We start from the raw sequence: 18,522 nt of genomic DNA, 5'->3' as shown, positions 1-18,522 counted from the left end.
GCCAGCTTCAACAACAGCCGCTCGCTGCACTTCTTCCTCGCCGCTTGGCCTGTGATCGGTATCTGGTTCACCGCACTGGGGATCAGCACCATGGCCTTCAACCTCAACGGGTTCAACTTCAACCACTCCGTTGTGGATGCTCAAGGCAACGTGATCAACACTTGGGCTGACATCATCAACCGTGCCAACTTGGGGATGGAAGTGATGCACGAGCGCAATGCCCACAACTTCCCCCTCGATTTAGCTAGCGCTGAGTCTGCGCCTGTGGCCATGATTGCTCCCAGCATCAACGGCTAACTCTCAGAGCAACTCTAACTAGCTTCTAGTTAAGGGAACCGCCTCTTTATCGGAGGCGGTCTTTCTTTATGATGGTCAAAGGGTAGGGACTCTATTAATGAATGGTTGGACATCCCTCTTGGTAGTAGCAGCGCCTCTTGTGGTTCAAGCAGCAACACCAGCGCCAGAGATCATCACGCGGGCGATCGCCATCGCTGCCGAGCAGTTTGGTGAGGAAGCGGATCAAATTAGTGTCGTTCAAGTTCAGCCTAAGGTTTGGTCCGATGGCTGTTTGGGTTTGGGAGGATTGCGGGTTGATTGTGCCGAGCGTTTGACTCCCGGTTGGGAAATTACCTTGACAAACCCCAACGCCCCCTACCCCCAAGAGTGGGTCTATCGCACCAATCAAAGCGGTTCCCTCATTCTCTGGGATGCCGCCGGTAGTCGAATGATTGGCATCCTAATTCAACGACCTCAACGCCTGAGTCCGGAAGCGTTGCCACCTCCCCTTCCTGAAGGCGTAAGTTTTCGCGTGATTCGGCAAAGTGATTCTCTTGGGAACCGTCCACCCTCAGTGACAACGACCTTGCTTTACGAGGACGGTCGGATCGTCCAGCAAACAACGACTGCGCGGGGGGAAATCCTCAGCCGCACGCTGCGCACAGTGACCACTGCTCAAGTCAGCCAGTTTAATCAACTGTTGAGCGATCGCCGCTTTGACCGCTTCAATGGCCTTGACTTTGTACCCACCTCCTTAGATCGACCGGTGCCTATTCATCTCGTCTCTACCCCCACCGCAACGGTACGTTTTGCTGAAGCCAATGAATACCGCCTTGCTTCTGACTTGGTTGCCGTTTTGCGCTCATGGGAGCTATTGGTTGCGAGGGGTCAGCTTCCTAAACCCACATCAAATTGAGAGTAGCGTGATATAGCCCTTTTCACATGGAATTAAGATGCTAATGGAATAGGATGCTAACTTCATTCCAGCGGCCTGAAGGAGCAATTTTCTCCAGTTCATCAATAGACTTAAATTTTCTTTTTTGTTTGATTCGCTCGATAACTTTTTCAGCATCTTCGAGTGTTAAGTTCGGCACACGTTTAACGAGATTCTCAGGTTTTGTACAGCGGTTGATCAAAATACGATCTCCAGTCCCTTTTTGCTTAGGGATAGACTGCTGTAATTCACTCAAACTTCTTTTGAGTTCATCCAATTCCTGAATAATTCTTTGCGGAGAGCTATTCTGTTCATCCAATTTATTTTCGATCTTCTTAAGTCTATTGTCAAATCCTATAAGTGTATTCTCAATTTTTGAAAACATATTTTTAGTTTCCAGAAGTACTCCCACTATTTGAGGAGTTTGATCTGCTGGGGCGCTTTGCTGCAATGTTTGTGAATAAGAGCTGTCGGCTTTCTGATTTATTCTGAAAATAGATTTAAGTCTTTCTTGGAAGGGTGGAACATCTGTATCCTGAAGCTCAATTCTCGATGCAAATAAGTGATTGATACCAAGCTCGCGGGCAAATTCAACTATCTCTTTGCCAAAAATAACTTCATATTCTCCCTCCTCTACCGGCCGAATAATTAGCGGCACAAGGTTTGTGCGATGCCTTTGTAAGTCTTCACGAATAAGCTGCGGTGAGGAAGACAGTAAGTCCGGAGGATAACTGCTTGGCACTCTCAGAGAGTCAACGTGAATTTGCCCCTGAAATACTGGGCGGGGAGTCAGATGTTTTGAGATTTTTTCTAGATCATTCATTATTTCGTGAGAGCTTTGCTAGAGAGATAACGAGCTAAGTTTTGAAAGGATTGAGTTAAATCATCAAGCGAGTTTCTGTCCCGTCTAAGTTCGTGATAGAGTTTTTCGCTGAAGATGGGTTGACCGAAGTTTATAGTGTGCAGCATGGTAACTTTCTCAGGAATCCATGTGCTCTCAGGCAAAATCTCTATGGTATTGCCGTATTTTGAAAGAATGTTCTCTAGTTTGCTTCTCATCTGCTGGTTAGCTGCGGATTTTGAACGGTTGTACATGCTAACTGCAATACCCAGGGGGCGAGGTGGATTTTCCATGGCATTCCTCATTGCTTCTAGCCGAGCAAGGACGTACTCTATTGCTCGAATGGGGTAAGGGGCAAGTTGAGTGGGGATAAGCACACCGTGAGAAGCCATGAGAGCGATTGTATTTACTTTACCGAAGGCTGGTGGTGGATCAATGAGAATGACATCATAACTGTGATTAGAGAGTTTGCGTTGCAACACCCGATCAATATCAATGGTATTAATGAGGGCAGGTTCTTTATCCGCAAGGCGAATATGAGAGGGAACCACATCTAGCTGTAAATCATCCCAAGATTTTCTATAGATCACTTCCTCTAGGCTGACCCGTGGCTCTAGCAACAGATCGCTAATGTCTTTCCTCCCTTGCTCTTCGACATCCCTGAGGGGGTCAATCCCTACACCGATGGTTAAATTTGCTTGAGGATCGATATCAATAAGAAGAACTCGCTTACCCATTTCAGCAAACGCAGCACCAAGGTTAAGAGTTAGGGTGGTTTTACCAACGCCTCCCTTGTGGTTAAAAACCGTAATGATCATGGATGCCTCCTTGGCTGGGATTGATGAGATAAAGAATGAAAATTTCTTAGTCAACTCTTTTTCAAAATGATGGTAAACCTTCAATTGCTGGTGAGTAAGAGCATTCATCAATGCTGTAGCGGTGGAGCGATGGAGAAGTTTACCCAATTTTTGCAACGCCTTTTTGTCAAGATCTCCTGAACAACAGTTGACTTGCCGCAGCGGCTCCTTCAGCGGGTTCTGGTAAAACAGTTGGTATTCTCGACCGTTGGTCAAGAGACCAAAGACAGTGCGGCCAATTGCCATGTATCGCTTGAGTTGTTGACTGCCACTGAGTTTTTTTTGTTCTGGACTTTTGACTTCAATGATGAGATAGTTAAAGGGGGAGACATCGGTTCTGGACAACCTGACAACAAAATCGGGATACTCATTGCCAATCCGTGGTTTGGCTTGGTACTCAGCGTCACTGTAGCCCCACTGCTTGAGCAACGGCAGGATAATTTTCTGTTCAATGTTTGCTTCATTGCTCATGGGAAGCCACCAGGCAGGGAGTGCGCTTAGAAACACATCCAGCAAAATTATCCTTGATAACAATGAGCAATTCAATGTGCTAACAAATCTTTACGGTAAAAGCGCGAAGAGTTGCTCCACAATAGCAATAGATACTTGAGGTAAGGCAGATGCCCTCTCTCCGTTATCTCGATGCTTTGGAGTATGCCGCTATTCTGCATCGCGAACAAACGCGCAAGGGATCAAATGTGCCCTACATTTCCCACTTAGTTGCAGTGTCAATGATTGCCCTTGAGTATGGTGCCGATGAGGATGTGGCGATCGCGGGTCTCCTCCATGATGCCGTTGAAGACCAAGGGGGACTGCCGATCCTAGAGGCGATTCGTGAGCGTTATGGCGATCGCGTGGCTGAAATTGTCCGCGCCTGTTCTGATTCAGTGGCCAATACTCTAGAAGGAGAGGCAAAACTGCCTTGGGTAACTCGCAAACTGAGCTATATCAAACATATTCAACAAGGAACCAACGCGGATCGCGATGCCCAACTGGTTTCCGCCAGTGATAAGTTGCATAACTTGCTGTGCATTCTCAGAGACTATCGCAACATTGGTGGTGATCTTTGGGAGCGTTTTCGGGCAGGTCGGGAGGGAGTTCTCTGGTACTACCGCGAGTTAATTGCCGCCTTTGAGAGCGCCCATCTCATTCCCCTCAGTCTATTGGAGCGGTTGCAACAAACTTATCAAGAACTGAGCCATGCAGTCGAGAAGAAGGAGGGTCTTGTACTGCCGTCTGGTTATATGCCTGTGGCATAGGCCGAGAGGGTTGCTTCCCCAGAGTCTCCGCTGGAGTAGTATCATGAAAGCAACTTGAAACCCACCGGCGTCACCAACTTAGGAGCAGCAACCAATGGATGGCTTTTGGGAAAATGTCCTGCGCTACCAACGCTACTTTGTCACTGTCTTATTAGGGGTAGTGTGGCATGTCCTCGAACCATTGGTGCCCCTGTTTAAGCGTCCCCTGAGCGCGATCGCTCTTGTTAGCTTGATGGTAGGGCTGCTGACGTTTGTAGCTCTCACGTTACGCGCCATGCTGGGGTTAACTGCTGCATAAGGTGGCATGCTGACCTCTTCCCTACCCATCAAGGCACAAATTGATCTGATTTTGCTGAGTCTGGAAGCTTTGGCGCAGGTGGGTTCGGCAGAGATATTGACATTGGCAGAAGCAATGGGGTTTGAAGCCTATTTGCGCGATCGCGTAGGGCTGTGGCGATTGCGGCAAGCGAGTCCCCTGCGGCGAGGTCGCACTGGGCGACGCAAATTGGATGTGGATGAAGCCCGTGCCCTAGCTTTGATCTGTAGCCGTTTAGCGCAGCAGCATCGGCAAACCATCCGCACCGCCATTGAACACTGGCAACAGCAGGCGAGCCAAGGTCGCCCTCCCCATTTAGATCCGGTTCTCGGCGATTACATTGACCGCTTCACCGGCTTGTATCAAGAGCGCATGGCCGACAACAGGAGCGATGGTCCTGAATTGGCGCAACTGGCTTTAGATTTACTTGTGGACTTGCTCTTTTACAGTACACCCCAAGGGGCACGTCGCCTCTGGATTACCCTCCTAGAACGCACGACGCCTGCAACCCCCTCCCTATCCCTGGTGGAACCTGAGCCAGCACCTCCACCAGCGCCTGAATTGCCCGTCCTGTTTCCCCATTCCGATGTCTAATGAGTACCACCCTCAGCTATTCTCAGCCCACCTGTCAACTGGATGTTGCCGCTGAATTGTTGCCCTTCAGTCAAAAGCTACGCCGTGCACCGGTGCGATCGCTCCACTTTAGCCTAGCTTTCGGAGAAAAACTAAGATTTGAGGGCAACGATCGCCAGCTCTATCAACTAAAAACGCTGGTCAACCAATATATTGAGAGCTTTCTCACTCATCCCCAAACACCGACAGAAGTCGTCATAGAAGGCTTAGTTTTGCGATCGCGATCGCCCCTCGAACATGAATTGCATCTACCCGATGGGCGGGTGATTCTGCTGCAACTGACCGAGTTATACGATTTAGTGACCGTTCTCGATGACTGGTCTGCCGTCATGGAACCATTGCCGGAACTGGTGGAACGCGCCCAATCGATCCTTGCTCAAATCCCAATCTGGGCCAAAAGTGCAGCGGTGGGCGTGGGCATCGTGGCTGCCTTCACCCTTGTTACTCAACGCTGGCTAATGCCACCAGCTTCAATGGTTATCACTTCCCCTAGGGAATCCAATCCGTCCCCCCTAGGGATGCCATCCCCTTTGCCGGAATCTCTAGAAACCCCGCAACTGGCTCCTCTGCCTAGTCCGCCGCCGGCTCCCCCGCAAGCCTCCACCCTTGTACCGCTGCCCTCCCCCCCGGCAATGCCTCCCCCAGCGAGCCTGCCTGCCCCACCGCCACCCCCTCCTGCCCAAGAGGAACCCCGGCCGCAATCCCCCAATCAAAGGAACGTCGTCATCCAAGCTCCCACGGAGGCCGCACCTGCCAGTATTGAACCTGTTCCAATGATCACTCCCACAGTCGAAGCAACCCCCGTCCCTGCAACCACTTTGCGGGAGGTGAAAGCCTATTTTCAAGACCGTTGGCGCCCGCCGGCCAACCTAGACACGAGTTTAGAATACCGTATCGTCCTCAACCCCGATGGTACCCTTGCCCAAGCGCTGCCCCTGAATGGCGCGGCGGCCCGTTTTATTGATCGCACGCCCATCCCATTACGGGAAAGTCCTTTAGCCAGTCCTTTTGCGGGGGAGCGACCAATCTTACTCAGGTTGGTACTGATGCCCTCTGGTACGGTTCAGGTGTTTAGCGACAATTAATTTTTGCACAACAGCTGCGCGAGACCTTTAACTGGAACACGAGACCGTTGCCAGAGTTGCAGCTTGCCGTTGGATATAGCGAAACATGTTGTAAAAGCCATTGCTACGGGAAGGAGTAAGGCTCACATTGAGTCCGGTGCGCTCAATAAAGTGGGGTGTGAGCTGTAGAATTTCAGCGGGAGTGAGACCTTGCAGACCTGTGATTAAAATGCCGAGCAGTCCTTTCGTTATTTGGGCATCAGCCATCCCGCGAAACCGGACTTTACCTTGATCAGTAAGCTCAGCCACAATATGAACTTGGGATACACAGCCAGGCACACGGGTAGAGGCGGTACATTCCGCTGCTGATAGCTCAGGAACCTGCTTGGCAAAGGAGAGGAGATATTCGTAGCGGCGGCGGGAGTCTTGGATTTGTTCAAAGCGTTGCACAATTTTTTCCAATGTGGTGGGCAAAGCATGAGTGGTTTTCATCGCGAGCAAGATTTAAGAACTTTAACGAATTTACTCTCTAAATAAATATAGACGTATACGATATACAGTGTGTCATTAGCAAAACCAGATAGAAGCAGCAATATATATTGCGCCTAAAAAGTTTTCTGCTGCGTAACGCTTGCCTATGACTCGCTTTAGGTTGAGTTTAGTACAGAAATGCTCAACCAACTCCCGACGGATAAGGATACACTCTTGCCTCAACCCACAATTCCTTGGCAGTGCCACCCTTCTTCCCTCCTTCCTTAGGAGCAAATCCTCGATGGTTTGCTATGAATCATCGCAAAGGCCGCACCGATCCATAGGGGTCTGCTTATGAATGCTGATGGCTTGCATGTCAACCGAACACCAAGGCAATTGTTAGCGGCAATAACATCCCCTAGGCTCTTGAAGAAACTGCGGGGGGAATGGTGGCAATTTCCTGTAAGTGTTTCTTCACTTCTGCAGCATTGGGGTAGCGTTCCCGAGGATCGGGGTGGGTCAAACAGTTGATCAAATCCACCATCCGGGGATCTAAGTGGGGAATATCCTCCGCATAGAGACGATACTCACGGGTACCCCAACGGAAATAGGTTTCCGGTTCATAGCCTGTAAGCAAATACACCATCGTTGCCCCCAAGGCAAATAGATCCGAAGCGGGTTCAGGTTTTCCCTCCTGCTGTTCTGGTGCCGAATAGCCCACAGTGCCAATAAACGTCCCTGAATCAGAGGTCAGAACTGACGCTTTACACCAGCCCACTAACACCAAATCTGTGGTTTCCCGCCTCACGTAGGGATGAATGAGATTCGAGGGACGAATGTGCAAATGCAAAACAGGGGGGTCTTGCCGGTGCAGGAGTTCGAGCAACTCACACACAGGAATAAGCCAACGACTGACCTCAATCACGTTCATTGGCCCTTGTTCCTGAATCCGCTGTTTTAGGGATTGGCCATAGACCATTTCTGAGACCAAGTAGGAGTCGCTGCCGTACTGAAAAGCTTCCCAAAATTGGGGTAACACCGGATGCTTGATTTTGCACAACTGCCGTGCCTGGCGTTGAAAGGCACGGATTTCTTCGCGGGATGCAGCAAGACTATGTCCCTTAATCACCGCCGTTAACCCACTGCGCCAGCCCAAATAAATGTTGCTTTGACCAAGGGCACGAATGATCTGGTAGTGACCAAGGGTTTTCCAGACGCGCAGCGGTACACCACAGTCAATGCAAAAAATATCATTTTCTTGGGCATGGCTGTGCTGGCAATCAGGGGGGGGAGCACGCCATTCACTCAGTAAATGAACTGGGAGTTGGCCTATCACCGCAAACTCAGCCCCTTGCTCTTCTTGGGCGGGAACACTGGTACTACTGGAGGTGGGGGTGCTCTCTTCAGCACGGGGGGTGGATTCAGCAACTGTACCGCGGGGTTCCTCTTCCCCTGCATAGGTGCCCTTCTCAGCATCTACCAAGCGACCTTCAGGAACTGTTTCCATGCGGGCATTGGGAGTAGCAGGATGCCGATCAGAACCGAGGCGAATTTTAATATTGGGTCCAGAGCGTGCCAAGCGAAGGATGGCACCATCCACTAAGGTGGCCTGCTGAATGCGTTTGCCATCCAAATAGGTACCGTTAGTGCCAAGATTGACCACTTCCCATTGCAAGCCATGACGACGCAGTTCTACATGGTGACGCGACACCACTGCGCTATAGAGTACGACGTGATTATCTACCGCTCGGCCAATGCGGATGACATTTTCATTCTCAAAGGTCCAGCTTTGCACCGGAGTAGCCTGAACAGGGTGGAGCAATGTCAATGTAATCACGTTGTCTAACCGCCTCTTTGTACCTAAATACACTCTAAAGAACTAGGAGATGCGTTCATAGATAAAGCTGACTAAATCTCCCTTCCCTAAGGCAATGCGATCGCCCGATTGCAGGCGGTGACGATTGCCCGGATAAAGGGGAGTGTTGTTAATGTAAGTGCCATTGGCACTTCCAACATCTTCAATATAGTGGGCACCCCCCTCAATTCGCAGATCTGCGTGGATACGGGAGACAATTTCTGAGTTGGGAAAGCCAGCCACATCAATATCCGGGGGGATACGATCATTGGGCTTGCCGATATGAATCACAGGACGCCCCGTGGGAATTTTCAGCTCTCTGCCCGTTTGCACATGAATTAGCTTAGCTTCAATGGTGGGAATCTCCATTGAGAAGACATGAGCTGGTGGGGGAGGCGGCGGCGGTAGCGTTGTTAGCCGTCTTTGATGGGCAAGGACTTCCACAGCTGGTGTAGCACTTGTTGGGTGTTGCATCACCTTTGGTATTGGGGGTGGGCTGACGGCAATGCGACGCAGATTGAAACCACATTGGCCACAAAAGCTAGCGTCTGGTTGAACGGGGGCACCACAATTTGGACAAGGAGTCATACTGGGCATGGGCGAAAAACACGCTTCACATTAAACAGCACCAAGGGGATTGGGAGGCAAACACTCGGAACAGATCATCATGGAAATAGAGATGATGCCCTATTCCACTGCCGATCCAACCAACCTAAGATGAGGGTACCTATGGTTTATCTCTACTTCCCAGAGTAAAGCTAAAGAAGCTAGCTGTCTCTATATTTAGGTTAGCTTTTACACCCCAATTCTATACGGGTTCATTGCCAACGTGCTGATGGCGGAAAAAGTTCAATAAAGCAGTTCAAGCAGCGTAGGAGTAGGCTCTTGCCGGATCCAGAAGCACCGATTAACGTCACCAGTTGTCGCGGCTGAAGGGTGAGGCTGACATTGCTGAGCAGTGGCTGATTGCGGTAAAACACGCTCCGTTGGCGTACCTCGGCAATAGAGCCAACAGCAGTTACCAGCAGAACTTGGGTAGTGGCCTCCCTACCAATCTAATACAGTAATGTTGGCCTACAGCCTAGGGTTCCTGAAGTTCCTCCGGGGAGAGGACAGGCGGTGCCGGCAAAGAAGGCGTAAGACTGCGGGGGGTGGTACGCTCAAAGCTATGCAGAATCACATAGAAACAGGGAATGAGAAAGAGGGTGAGCAGTGTTGCCACAGCTAAGCCGGAAAACACAACAATGCCAAGGGGCTGCAAAAATTCTGAGCCTTCCCCTAGACCCAATGCCAAGGGGAACATCCCCACCACCGTTGTAATCGTGGTCATCATAATCGGGCGGAGGCGGGCAGGAGCCGCTTTGCGAATGGCTTGGCTACGGCTACAGCCCTCTTGTTGGTAAATCTCATTCGCCAACTCCACCATGATGATGGCATTGTTGACGACAATCCCCACCAGCAAAATGGCACCAACAATCACCGTGGCACCAATCGCTGTTTGTGTCAGGTATAGCCCCCAAATTCCACCGGCCAAAGCCAAGGGAATTGTAAACATAATCACCAGCGGGTCAAGCAGGGAGTTGTACTGTACCGCCATGACCACAAACACGAGAAAGGCTGCTAAACTGCCCAAGACCACCAAGGCCTGTTGCAATTGCTGATTGGCTTGGGCTGCGGTGCTCGGCATCAAGGATACCCCCGGCGGAAACTCCAAACTGTTAAGAATGTCATTGACCTGCGCAAGCGCCGCACTCAAGCTGGCGCCCTCGACAAGATTTCCGGCGAGTATAAAGACCTGCTGCTGGTTAATGCGGCGAATTTCGCCGGGGGCTTGGCTAGGTTCAATGCGGGCAACATCCCCAAGGCGCAGAGAGCGGTTATTGGGGGTAAAAAGGGGAATGTTTGCGAGATCGGCGGGGCTTTGAATGCTATCACTGTCCAGTTGAACCCGAATATCCACTAAGCGATCGCCCCGTTGCAGACGGGTGGGCACAAACCCTTCCAAGGCGGTTTGAATGGTCTGGCCAAGGTTGAGGGTATTCAGCTCCAGCTCGCTCACGCGCTCCCAATCTGGCAGAATTTGAATTTCTGGCTGGCGGGGATCGGCATCGGGACGAAAGCGCACCAAGGTGGCCTTTTCATCAAGGACTTGCAGCACTTGGCGACCAAAGCGGTTGAGGGTCTGCTCATCGTTGCCCCGCAATATGACATCAATATCGGCGCCGCGCACCGGTGAGTTGGTGAGAATAATTCCCCGCACTTGACCAGGACGTAGGCGCAGCCGCACTCCCACAAGGCTAAGTTGCTCTAGGGCTTGCGTGGCTTGGGTAATATAGCGATCTACATTAATGCCGCGCTGCAGAATAATGGTGCTGTTTGCCCGCAGGGGATTGGCAATTGTATTCGTACCAAAGAGGGCACCCCCAGTTGTGGTAAAAACCGCCTCCGTCCCCGGTTGTGCCATCAGCACCTCATCTACGGCCTCCATAATGCGGCGACTCGTGGGGAGGGGCATGCCCGGCGGAAAAATGGCCGTTAGGTTGACTTGACCGGTATTAATGCGCGGTAGCAATTCTTGGGGAATTTGCTGGGCTAAAAACCAACTGCTGCCCCCCAGCAGAGCGATCGCCAGACCCACCACCAGCCAGCGTGCCCGCAATACTCGTGCCAATGCCCATTCATAGCGTCTTGAAAGCCAGAGAAACTTTTCATTAAAAAGGCGAATAAAGGCCACCTGCCGCAGGCGATTTTGCATCCGCATTCCCAATAGACGTGAGGCCAACGCTGGGACCACCGTCAGGGCCACCACCAGTGACGCCGCAACAGCAAAACTAATCGTTAGGATCAGTTCATTAAAGAGCAGCGCAATCAAGCCCCCTAGCAACAAAAAGGGCAAAATAGCGACCAAGTTAGTGAGGGTAGAGGCCAAAAGCGCCGATTCAATACTTTGACTCCGCCGTTTTACTTCCTCAAGGTACTGTTCTTGGCTCATGGAGTGGGGGTCAATATCCGCCAAGGTTTCCAACATGACAATGGCGTTATCCACAACAATGCCGACACCGAGCGCTAGCCCCCCTAAGCTGAAGACATTGAGGGAGAAGTTAAATAGCCCCATTAGTAGGAGCGCCGCCATGGTTGACAGGGGAATCGCCAGTAAAATAATCAGGGTTTGGCGCACTGATCCCAAGAAAAGAAGGACAGCGATCGCTGCTAACAATGTCCCCGTCAGACCGGCGGTAATCACATTATTGAGAGAGTTGCGAATATAAATTGATTCATCGAGAACAGGCACAATTTGAGCCTCGCGGGGCACGAGATTGGCTGCCTGCAACTCCCCTAGGCGGCGCTTAACCCCCTCAACCACTGCCACTGTGTTGGCTTCTGGCTGCTTAAGAATACTGACTTTGACCGCTGGTTGGCCATTGAGCGTGACAAACACCCGCTGCTCGGCACTGCCATCAACAACTTGCGCCACATCCCGCAGATAGAGCCGCTGACCATTGGCGCCCCTCAACACCACCTCCTCAATTTCACCGGCATCCCGAAACCGCCCCACCGTGCGGGTGAGAGGTTCTGCCGTTTGGCCGCGAATGCGGCCCCCTGAGACATCCTGGTTGCGATCGCTCAGGGCAGTCAGAACTTGGTTTAACCCCACTCCCGTGGCCTGCAATCGCTCTAAGTCCACAAGAATTCGTACTTCTTCAGTGGTTCCCCCAGAGACATCTACCCCGGCTACACCCGGAACGATACTGAGTTCGCGATCCAAGTCTTCGTCAGCGAAAACCCGTAACTCTCGGCCACTGAGGGTTTCTGAGGTCAAGGCAAACTCATAGACCGGCAATTGCGAAGGGTCAAACTTAAAGAGGCGCGGCGACTCAATAATGTCGGGCAGTGCACTGCGGGCACGGTTAAAAGCAGCGGTGGCCTCATTTAAGGCCTGATCGACATCGCCGCCGGGCTCAAAAAATAAATCAATGCTGACTTGACCTTCACGGGTTTGGGAATAGACCTGCACCACGCCCTCTGTGCGACTAAGGGCTTCCTCAAGGGGCTTGGTCACCTCTTCAACGGCCACACTGGGCACTACCCCCGGCACATCTAAACGTACACCAATGCGGGGGTAGGTAATCCCCGGCAGCAGATCCACCTCCAGACGCCAAAGGGTAAAGACTGCCAAAACAATAACAGTCAGCGTCAGCATTAGGGTGCCGATGTGGCGGGTCACCGCCAAGCCGCTAAAACTAAAGCGTGGGGAGGTCATGGCAGTTCAAACCTCATCCGTAAGAGTTACCCCTTAGACACCGCTACTGTAACAAATCGTTTCTGAGCTTTCATCAGCGTAGTTCTCTTCCTGAAACATTCCTCAAGTCTGCCCAGGTGCTGATGGCCCTCTCCCTCAGGTGGGCGGGTAGGGTTGGGAGCAGGGTATCGCTATACAAGCCTTGATCCGCGCGAGGAATTCTATCACGGAGCACCTGTTCCCTGAACGCAGCCTCTTGAAGAACCGCACTCATCAACCCCCTCAGGTTAATTTCAGGAAAGTAGCGGCTCTTGGATTGAAGGTTTATCCACAACAGGTCTAGCTCCACTGTGCCACAGCACAAAGTTCAAGGGCTTTGCAATAGCAGATCGGGCAGACGGTGTTCCCCTTGCATTAGCCTAGAAAAGGCAGAGATTCAAACGAGCAAAGATGCAAGACGGGCGTGTAATTGCCGATTCAATTTCACCCGCAGGGGTGCGCTTGGTTACACTGCAACTGACATATCCGCGTTTTATTCACAGCGAACTCCTCACCCATCGGGTGTTTTCCCGCAATTCCGCCAGTTCGCGGGCAGTGCCAGTGACAAAGATGATGGCGCAGGTGGAAGAGAATCCCGTCATTCCCTACCATTGGGGGCAAAATCAACCGGGGATGCAGGCGCGCCAAGAGAGCGAACACAAGGAGGCGGCCAAGGAAATCTGGTTGAAAACCCGCCTCGCGGTTCTTGAGGGGGCGCGGCAACTCCATGAGCTAGGCATTCACAAGCAAGTAGTCAACCGCATGCTGGAGCCGTGGATGTGGATGCAAACGGTGGTGAGTAGCACCGAGTGGGATAACTTTTTGCGCCTGCGTAACCACCCCGATGCTCAACCCGAAATGCAAGCCTTGGCCAAGCTAATTCAGCACCTGCTGGAAACCCATGAGCCGACCCCTGTGGCTGTGGGGGAGTGGCACCTGCCCTATATTGATGCCCATGAGCGTGAACGGTACAGCCTTGAAGAATGTAAGTATATGTCGGTGGCTCGCTGTGCGCGGGTGTCTTACTATCTGCGGGATGGCAGACGCAGTGACCCAGAAGCGGATCTAGCCCTGTATCACCGCTTGGCGGGGGCAGACCCCAAGCATTTGTCTCCCTTGGAGCACGTGGCTGAATGTATGGGCGATCGCCAGCCCTATGCGAATTTTGTGGGTTGGCGGCAACTGCGTTACTTTGAGGAGAGAAAATCAGCGAATCCCCGCGAATCATCCACGATACACTGAGTAGCAGAAGACACTATTTACTCAGTTGACGACAGCGAGGAGCGCAGCTATGGACGTTGCCATTAACGTGAAGCCCATTTTGCTGGCCATTACGCCAGTGTTTATTGTGCTGTGTTTGGTCTTTGGCACCCGCAATGGTTTCTACGACACTGATCACTACCACGGCAACGGTTCTGCTCACTAAAACTGACTAGGGAGGATAACTGATCACGATTCATGATCGAGTGCCTCAACTATGGGGTGGGTCACGCCGATGAGGGGGTGTGCATTGGCTTAGGAATTGGCACCTATCGGATTTTGCTGGACTGTGGTGTCCCATCCCTTGATGCATTGCCCCTCGATGAGATTGAACAGCATCCCTTTGACTTGGTGCTCTGTAGCCATGCCCACGCGGATCATGCCCAGAGTCTGTTGGCACTCCATCGTCGTTTTCCCCATATTCCCATCTATGCCAGTGAGGTGACGACCCAGCTTTTGCCCCTCAACTGGCCAGATGAAACGGTTCCCCCCTTCTGCCGCGCTTTGCCTTGGCGATCGCCCGTTGAGTTTGGCGATGGCTTGACGGCAGAACTCTTTCCCGCAGGGCATTTGCCGGGGGCAGCGGTTTTTGTGCTTACATACCAGGACCCAAACACAGAACGCCCCCCCTTAAGCGTGGTTTACACGGGGGATTTTTTCCTGTCCCATACTCGCTTTACGGAAGGACTGCCCCTAGCGGATTTGCGGGGATTGCAGCCGGATGTGCTGATCATTGAGGCTAGCTTAGGCACAGCGCGTCATCCCCACCGCCGTCAGCAGGAAAACCAATTGGCAGAGCGGATTCGCACGGCGGTTGACCAAGGCTATAACGTCCTGCTCTCCCTTCCTCCCCTCGGTACAGCCCAAGAAATTCTCATCCTGCTGCGCAGTCATCATCTTTTTACAGGACAGCCGATTCAGATTTGGGTGAGTCCGGCGATCGCCCGCGGCTGCGATGCCTACCTTACGGTTTTGCCCCATTTACCCACCGCCATTCAGAACTTTGCTCAACACCAATCCCTCTTTTGGGATCAGCGGGTTAAGCCCGAAGTTCAGCCCTTGCGCAGTTTGGCACAAATTCGGGGTGAGACCCCCACCATTGTCCTTGTGGAGGAGAATCAAGACCTGCGGCCCTACGTGACCCAGGGGCAACGACCTTGGCTTGTGCTCTATCCACGGCTGCGCTATGGTCAGCCCTTTCGAGGAGACAATCCTGACTTGGCCCGGTTACCCAATGTGGAGGTGGATACATTTCTACTCTCCTTCCATGCCGATGGCCCTGCGACGACTCAGCTGATTCACAATATTCGGCCGCAGCATGTGGTTCTCATCCATGGCGATCCCAACTACCTTGCCGATTTAGCCAGTCTGAATGAACTCAGCAACCGCTACCATCTGCACACACCCACCAGCGGCTCAAGGATTGAATTTCCCATTGGTCAGCTGGCGCTTTCCACACCCACTTCCCTAATGCAAGTGGCCTATGAGGGGGAGGTCACTGAGTGGAACGATGAGGCAATCATTCGTCTGCCGGCCTCTGTGACCACCGATCCGCGCTGGCGACGGCTGGCGGATACGGGTTTTGTCCTTGCCTCCTGGCAGGGGGAGCAATTGCTGATTCGCGGTATGACCCCTAAGGAAGTGCTGGGTGGGACATCAGCTTCCATCGCCCCCGATCAGGAAAGCTGTTTTAATTGCCAGTTTTATCGGGGTCAGCGCTGCTGGAATGAGGCCTCTGCCCTGTACAACTTCAAAGTGGCGCCAGAGGGCTATTGTCCGGCCTTTGAGCGGGCAGAAACCCAACCCGAACCCGAAAGCTAGGTCACTTGGAGCTGCCGCCGCAGGGTCACCGTTGGACTTTCGGCGCCGGTTTTAGGATCAATGGCGATCGCCATCAGGGCAATAGAATGCACGCTGGCGGGCACGTCAATATGGAGGACGGTTTGCCAGTCATCCCCATAGCGATAAAAATCAAAGTCCACCAGCCAGCGGGGACCCGCAATTAACTCTCCCGTTTCGCCATCGGTGATCCACACTTTGACGGAGCATCCCCGTTGGGTTGCAGGCAAATTCACCTTGAGGTGCAGCGGCGAGACCAGTGGCTCCGGTGAGAGCATGAGCCGGGGTGGGGTCAATGGATAGGGAGTCTCAGAATTTGTGGATGCCGGGGGGGGTGCTAATTCCGCTAACCGTTGCAATCGCAACCAAAATCGCTCTTGGCGATCCATGGGCAAATCCTGAGGCGGTGGCACCGTGACCGCAGACAGGGGCTGACAAAAACTAGGCAAATCCACCACCACAGGGGCTTTCACAGGCTTCAGTTGGGGCGGTAGGCAAAAGCCGCTTACCGGTACAGGTTCGAGGGTAGTATCCCCTAAGATGGGTAACTGCGGGCCGGTGACTGTTTTACTCTTGGGTGGGGCGGAGACAGCCGGAATCTCGGGTGCCGGTAACACCGTGACCATAAAGGCTTGGACTTGGCGGAGATCGCTGTGCTCTAGAGGATCATTGGGGAGGAGGCGGGCTTCCCCAACCATGACCGGATAATTGGCTAAGGGCGTGAGTGTACAGCGAAAAGACCATTTCCCCTCGCGGGCGATCGCCGGCACCGATTGCTCCTGCACCACATCGCGGGTGGCAGGATTGCGCAAACGAATCACCACCGTACCGGGAACTGCCACCGTGCCCTCTAAAACCAGCGTTTCATCGGCAAAGATCGTATAGGCACTTTGGGGCAACTCAATCAGCGTTGTGGGCAGCTCAGCAGGGGAGGGTGCTTGAGGTTGGGAGGGTTCGGCAGCTTTAACTGGCTGCTCTGGAACGGCTGGCAAGGTTTCTGGGGGCGGCAACTCCCACTCTTCGCTCTGGGCAAGGACATCAAGGGCGATCGCAAACCCCTCTGAATCCAGTACCCCCTGTTGTGCCACACGGCATTGAAATTCCCAACGCCCCGGCTGCAAATACGTAAAGGGCAAAATACCCATGAGTCCTGTGGAACTACTCCGATGGGTGCGGCGTTGATAGCGTTGCTTGGGCACGCCTTGGTCATCGTAAAGATGGGTAATTTGCACTTCCACAGAGGCTTCGGCAACAGGACAGCGCGCCATCAAGCGGTAACTGCCCTCCAAAACTTCCGCCGAGGGTGGCTCTAGGGGCAACCACGCGCGATCGCCCTCCTTTTGCAGTAAAAACTCCCATCTGCCCATAGTTCATTTTCACTCTGCCACTGCCTAGGATATTGCACAGAAGACGCTACATTATGCAATCTTCGATGCCAATTTAGACCGCCGGAAATGCCACTTGCACCAATGAAACATCATCACTGCCAAAGGCATGGGCCGCTGCATGGGTCTGCACTTGGGCCATTAATTGGGGCAATGAGGGCACGGAATCTTGGGTGTGGGCAGCCATGAGCAAGGCCCTAAAGGCTTCGAGTCCCCAAACTTTATTGTCGGTTGTTTCAAACTCGTAGATGCCGTCACTAAAGAGGTAGAGAACTGCCGGGCTAGGCACCGCAATCGTTGCTTCCGTGAAGGCCATGTCCGCAAACATGCCAATGGGAATTCCCGGTGTCTTCAGGAGGGTAGCTTGCCATTGGTCAGCCTCACGGGTGAGCAGGAGTGCCGGCGGGTGTCCCCCACTGGCATAGGTCAATTGCCGGGTTTGGCGATCGTACACGCCGTACCAAATCGTGAAATACTTTTCCTGCTGATCTGTCATTTGGAAGCCGCTGTTGAGGGCTTCGAGGACTTGGGCAGGGTGTAGATAATCAAAGCTGCCACTGGTTTGCTCCCGCGTTGTACTGCGCAGCAGGTTCAAGACAGAGACCGAAGGCAGCGCAGCGCCTAAGCCATGTCCTGAAACATCGAGAATGTGGAGCACTAGATAGCGATCGCCGACCCAAAAAAAGTCAAAGCAATCCCCACCTAACTGACTGGAGGGCAAGAAGTAGTAGTTAATCTTACAGGGAGCCTCTTGGGGTGCCGGCAAGAGCGATCGCACATAGGCAGCGGCTTCGTGGAGTTCAGCCTCTAGGAGTTGTTTTTGCTTGAGCAGGTCTTGGTTGAGTTGATAAAGACGCAAGCCTGCTTGAATGCGTGCCCGCAGTTCGTTAGGATCAATGGGCTTTGACAAAAATTCATCGGCACCGGCATCCAAGCCCTGAATGCGGTCTTCCACCTCCCCTTTGGCAGTGAGCAGGACAAAAAAACTGCGGGAGAGTTCCTGATCTTGCTTGATTTGACGGCAGACCTCTAGGCCGTCGAGTTCGGGCATCATCCAATCACAGATGATCAGAGCCGGTTTCTCGGCAGTGGCGATCGCAATCCCCTCGCGGCCATGACTTGCCACGGCGACCTCGTAGCCCAGATCTTTGAGGGTTTTCCGCAGCAAGAGGCGGGTGGTGGGATCATCATCAATAACCAGAATTTGATAGGGCCGGCGATCGCCACTCATAGCCTAATTCTTAAAATCTCCC

16 protein-coding genes and 3 pseudogenes are annotated in these 18,522 nt (G+C 52.6%); 9 read left to right on the top strand and 10 right to left on the bottom strand.

Going from position 1 to position 18,522, the window contains the following annotated elements; all coding sequences use genetic code 11:
• Positions 1 to 297 (top strand): annotated as a pseudogene (locus Q0683_RS02190) (photosystem II q(b) protein); the annotation flags it as partial.
• A 97-nt stretch (positions 298 to 394) separates the two neighbouring features.
• A complete protein-coding gene (locus tag Q0683_RS02185) occupies positions 395 to 1,192 on the top strand; it encodes a hypothetical protein (protein ID WP_298976080.1) in 798 nt (265 codons plus the stop codon).
• 40 nt (positions 1,193 to 1,232) lie between these two features.
• Here the strand turns inward: Q0683_RS02185 and Q0683_RS02180 are convergent, their stop codons facing one another.
• The gene (locus Q0683_RS02180) at positions 1,233 to 2,033 is read right to left on the bottom strand and encodes a hypothetical protein (RefSeq protein WP_298976078.1); all 801 of its coding nucleotides are present in this window, start codon (positions 2,031 to 2,033) and stop codon (positions 1,233 to 1,235) included.
• Positions 2,033 to 3,379, bottom strand: a complete 1,347-nt coding sequence (locus tag Q0683_RS02175) for an AAA family ATPase (protein ID WP_298976076.1) — start codon at positions 3,377 to 3,379, stop codon at positions 2,033 to 2,035. Before Q0683_RS02175 ends, Q0683_RS02180 begins: the two co-directional genes overlap by 1 nt.
• A gap of 149 nt (positions 3,380 to 3,528) precedes the next feature.
• On the opposite strand from Q0683_RS02175, the gene Q0683_RS02170 reads away from it, so the two are divergent.
• From Q0683_RS02170 to Q0683_RS02155, 4 genes are all read left to right on the top strand, one after another.
• Positions 3,529 to 4,167 carry an HD domain-containing protein gene (locus tag Q0683_RS02170; RefSeq protein WP_298616098.1) on the top strand — a complete coding sequence of 213 codons (639 nt, stop codon included), beginning with the start codon at positions 3,529 to 3,531 and terminating at the stop codon, positions 4,165 to 4,167.
• A 94-nt stretch (positions 4,168 to 4,261) separates the two neighbouring features.
• Entirely contained in the window at positions 4,262 to 4,465 is a 204-nt protein-coding gene (locus Q0683_RS02165; protein ID WP_298616101.1) for a DUF751 family protein, read from the top strand.
• Between the two features lie 6 nt (positions 4,466 to 4,471).
• The gene (locus tag Q0683_RS02160; RefSeq protein WP_298616103.1) at positions 4,472 to 5,077 is read left to right on the top strand and encodes a DUF3038 domain-containing protein; all 606 of its coding nucleotides are present in this window, start codon (positions 4,472 to 4,474) and stop codon (positions 5,075 to 5,077) included.
• Positions 5,077 to 6,201 carry a DUF4335 domain-containing protein gene (locus tag Q0683_RS02155; protein WP_298976074.1) on the top strand — a complete coding sequence of 375 codons (1,125 nt, stop codon included), beginning with the start codon at positions 5,077 to 5,079 and terminating at the stop codon, positions 6,199 to 6,201. Before Q0683_RS02160 ends, Q0683_RS02155 begins: the two co-directional genes overlap by 1 nt.
• Positions 6,202 to 6,228: 27 nt before the next feature.
• Here Q0683_RS02155 and Q0683_RS02150 read toward each other — a convergent pair whose 3' ends face one another.
• The 6 genes and pseudogenes from Q0683_RS02150 to Q0683_RS02130 form a co-directional block, all read right to left on the bottom strand.
• Positions 6,229 to 6,672: a SufE family protein gene (locus Q0683_RS02150; protein WP_298616107.1), complete on the bottom strand. Its 444-nt coding sequence runs from the start codon at positions 6,670 to 6,672 to the stop codon at positions 6,229 to 6,231.
• Between the two features lie 75 nt (positions 6,673 to 6,747).
• Positions 6,748 to 6,867: pseudogene (locus Q0683_RS02145) on the bottom strand (IS5/IS1182 family transposase); the annotation flags it as partial.
• A gap of 202 nt (positions 6,868 to 7,069) precedes the next feature.
• Positions 7,070 to 8,488, bottom strand: coding sequence for a serine/threonine-protein kinase (locus tag Q0683_RS02140; protein ID WP_298616109.1), 1,419 nt, complete (start codon positions 8,486 to 8,488; stop codon positions 7,070 to 7,072).
• A 42-nt stretch (positions 8,489 to 8,530) separates the two neighbouring features.
• A pseudogene (locus tag Q0683_RS02135) lies at positions 8,531 to 9,175 on the bottom strand (FHA domain-containing protein).
• 149 nt (positions 9,176 to 9,324) lie between these two features.
• Positions 9,325 to 9,486 (bottom strand): ATP-binding cassette domain-containing protein, encoded by a 162-nt coding sequence (locus Q0683_RS11000; RefSeq protein WP_298616111.1) that lies wholly within the window; start codon positions 9,484 to 9,486, stop codon positions 9,325 to 9,327.
• Positions 9,487 to 9,587: 101 nt separating this feature from the next.
• Positions 9,588 to 12,767 carry an efflux RND transporter permease subunit gene (locus Q0683_RS02130; RefSeq protein WP_298976051.1) on the bottom strand — a complete coding sequence of 1,060 codons (3,180 nt, stop codon included), beginning with the start codon at positions 12,765 to 12,767 and terminating at the stop codon, positions 9,588 to 9,590.
• Between the two features lie 429 nt (positions 12,768 to 13,196).
• On the opposite strand from Q0683_RS02130, the gene Q0683_RS02125 reads away from it, so the two are divergent.
• From Q0683_RS02125 to Q0683_RS02115, 3 genes are read left to right on the top strand one after another with little or no spacing between them, the layout of a single operon-like run.
• A complete protein-coding gene (locus Q0683_RS02125; protein ID WP_298616115.1) occupies positions 13,197 to 14,027 on the top strand; it encodes an FAD-dependent thymidylate synthase in 831 nt (276 codons plus the stop codon).
• A 49-nt stretch (positions 14,028 to 14,076) separates the two neighbouring features.
• Positions 14,077 to 14,211, top strand: coding sequence for a hypothetical protein (locus tag Q0683_RS02120; protein ID WP_298616163.1), 135 nt, complete (start codon positions 14,077 to 14,079; stop codon positions 14,209 to 14,211).
• A gap of 32 nt (positions 14,212 to 14,243) precedes the next feature.
• Entirely contained in the window at positions 14,244 to 15,866 is a 1,623-nt protein-coding gene (locus Q0683_RS02115; RefSeq protein ID WP_298616117.1) for an MBL fold metallo-hydrolase, read from the top strand.
• Here the strand turns inward: Q0683_RS02115 and Q0683_RS02110 are convergent.
• Together Q0683_RS02110 and Q0683_RS02105 are read right to left on the bottom strand one after the other, a co-directional pair.
• The gene (locus tag Q0683_RS02110) at positions 15,863 to 17,251 is read right to left on the bottom strand and encodes a hypothetical protein (RefSeq protein ID WP_298616120.1); all 1,389 of its coding nucleotides are present in this window, start codon (positions 17,249 to 17,251) and stop codon (positions 15,863 to 15,865) included. The two genes, Q0683_RS02115 and Q0683_RS02110, sit on opposite strands and share 4 nt — an antisense overlap.
• Before the next feature lie 73 nt (positions 17,252 to 17,324).
• Positions 17,325 to 18,500, bottom strand: a complete 1,176-nt coding sequence (locus tag Q0683_RS02105; RefSeq protein ID WP_298617793.1) for a PP2C family protein-serine/threonine phosphatase — start codon at positions 18,498 to 18,500, stop codon at positions 17,325 to 17,327.
• Positions 18,501 to 18,522 lie beyond the last annotated feature (22 nt).

The sequence above is a fragment of the uncultured Thermosynechococcus sp. genome (genome assembly GCF_938074695.1).
Classification (GTDB): Bacteria; Cyanobacteriota; Cyanobacteriia; order Thermosynechococcales; family Thermosynechococcaceae; genus Thermosynechococcus.
Note: the sequence above shows the minus strand (reverse complement) of the source record. Positions and strands in the feature narration are given on the sequence as shown.

What these genes read in the sequence shown, in the direction of transcription:
- Q0683_RS02175 (WP_298976076.1), bottom strand. Translation starts at nt 3,379, where the DNA reads ATGAGCAATGAAGCAAACATTGAACAGAAAATTATCCTGCCGTTGCTC.
- Q0683_RS02165 (WP_298616101.1), top strand. Translation starts at nt 4,262, where the DNA reads ATGGATGGCTTTTGGGAAAATGTCCTGCGCTACCAACGCTACTTTGTC.
- Q0683_RS02160 (WP_298616103.1), top strand. Translation starts at nt 4,472, where the DNA reads ATGCTGACCTCTTCCCTACCCATCAAGGCACAAATTGATCTGATTTTG.
- Q0683_RS02115 (WP_298616117.1), top strand. Translation starts at nt 14,244, where the DNA reads ATGATCGAGTGCCTCAACTATGGGGTGGGTCACGCCGATGAGGGGGTG.
- Q0683_RS02155 (WP_298976074.1), top strand. Translation starts at nt 5,077, where the DNA reads ATGAGTACCACCCTCAGCTATTCTCAGCCCACCTGTCAACTGGATGTT.
- Q0683_RS02185 (WP_298976080.1), top strand. Translation starts at nt 395, where the DNA reads ATGAATGGTTGGACATCCCTCTTGGTAGTAGCAGCGCCTCTTGTGGTT.
- Q0683_RS02125 (WP_298616115.1), top strand. Translation starts at nt 13,197, where the DNA reads ATGCAAGACGGGCGTGTAATTGCCGATTCAATTTCACCCGCAGGGGTG.
- Q0683_RS02150 (WP_298616107.1), bottom strand. Translation starts at nt 6,672, where the DNA reads ATGAAAACCACTCATGCTTTGCCCACCACATTGGAAAAAATTGTGCAA.
- Q0683_RS02170 (WP_298616098.1), top strand. Translation starts at nt 3,529, where the DNA reads ATGCCCTCTCTCCGTTATCTCGATGCTTTGGAGTATGCCGCTATTCTG.
- Q0683_RS02120 (WP_298616163.1), top strand. Translation starts at nt 14,077, where the DNA reads ATGGACGTTGCCATTAACGTGAAGCCCATTTTGCTGGCCATTACGCCA.
- Q0683_RS02180 (WP_298976078.1), bottom strand. Translation starts at nt 2,033, where the DNA reads ATGAATGATCTAGAAAAAATCTCAAAACATCTGACTCCCCGCCCAGTA.
- Q0683_RS02105 (WP_298617793.1), bottom strand. Translation starts at nt 18,500, where the DNA reads ATGAGTGGCGATCGCCGGCCCTATCAAATTCTGGTTATTGATGATGAT.
- Q0683_RS02110 (WP_298616120.1), bottom strand. Translation starts at nt 17,251, where the DNA reads ATGGGCAGATGGGAGTTTTTACTGCAAAAGGAGGGCGATCGCGCGTGG.
- Q0683_RS02130 (WP_298976051.1), bottom strand. Translation starts at nt 12,767, where the DNA reads ATGACCTCCCCACGCTTTAGTTTTAGCGGCTTGGCGGTGACCCGCCAC.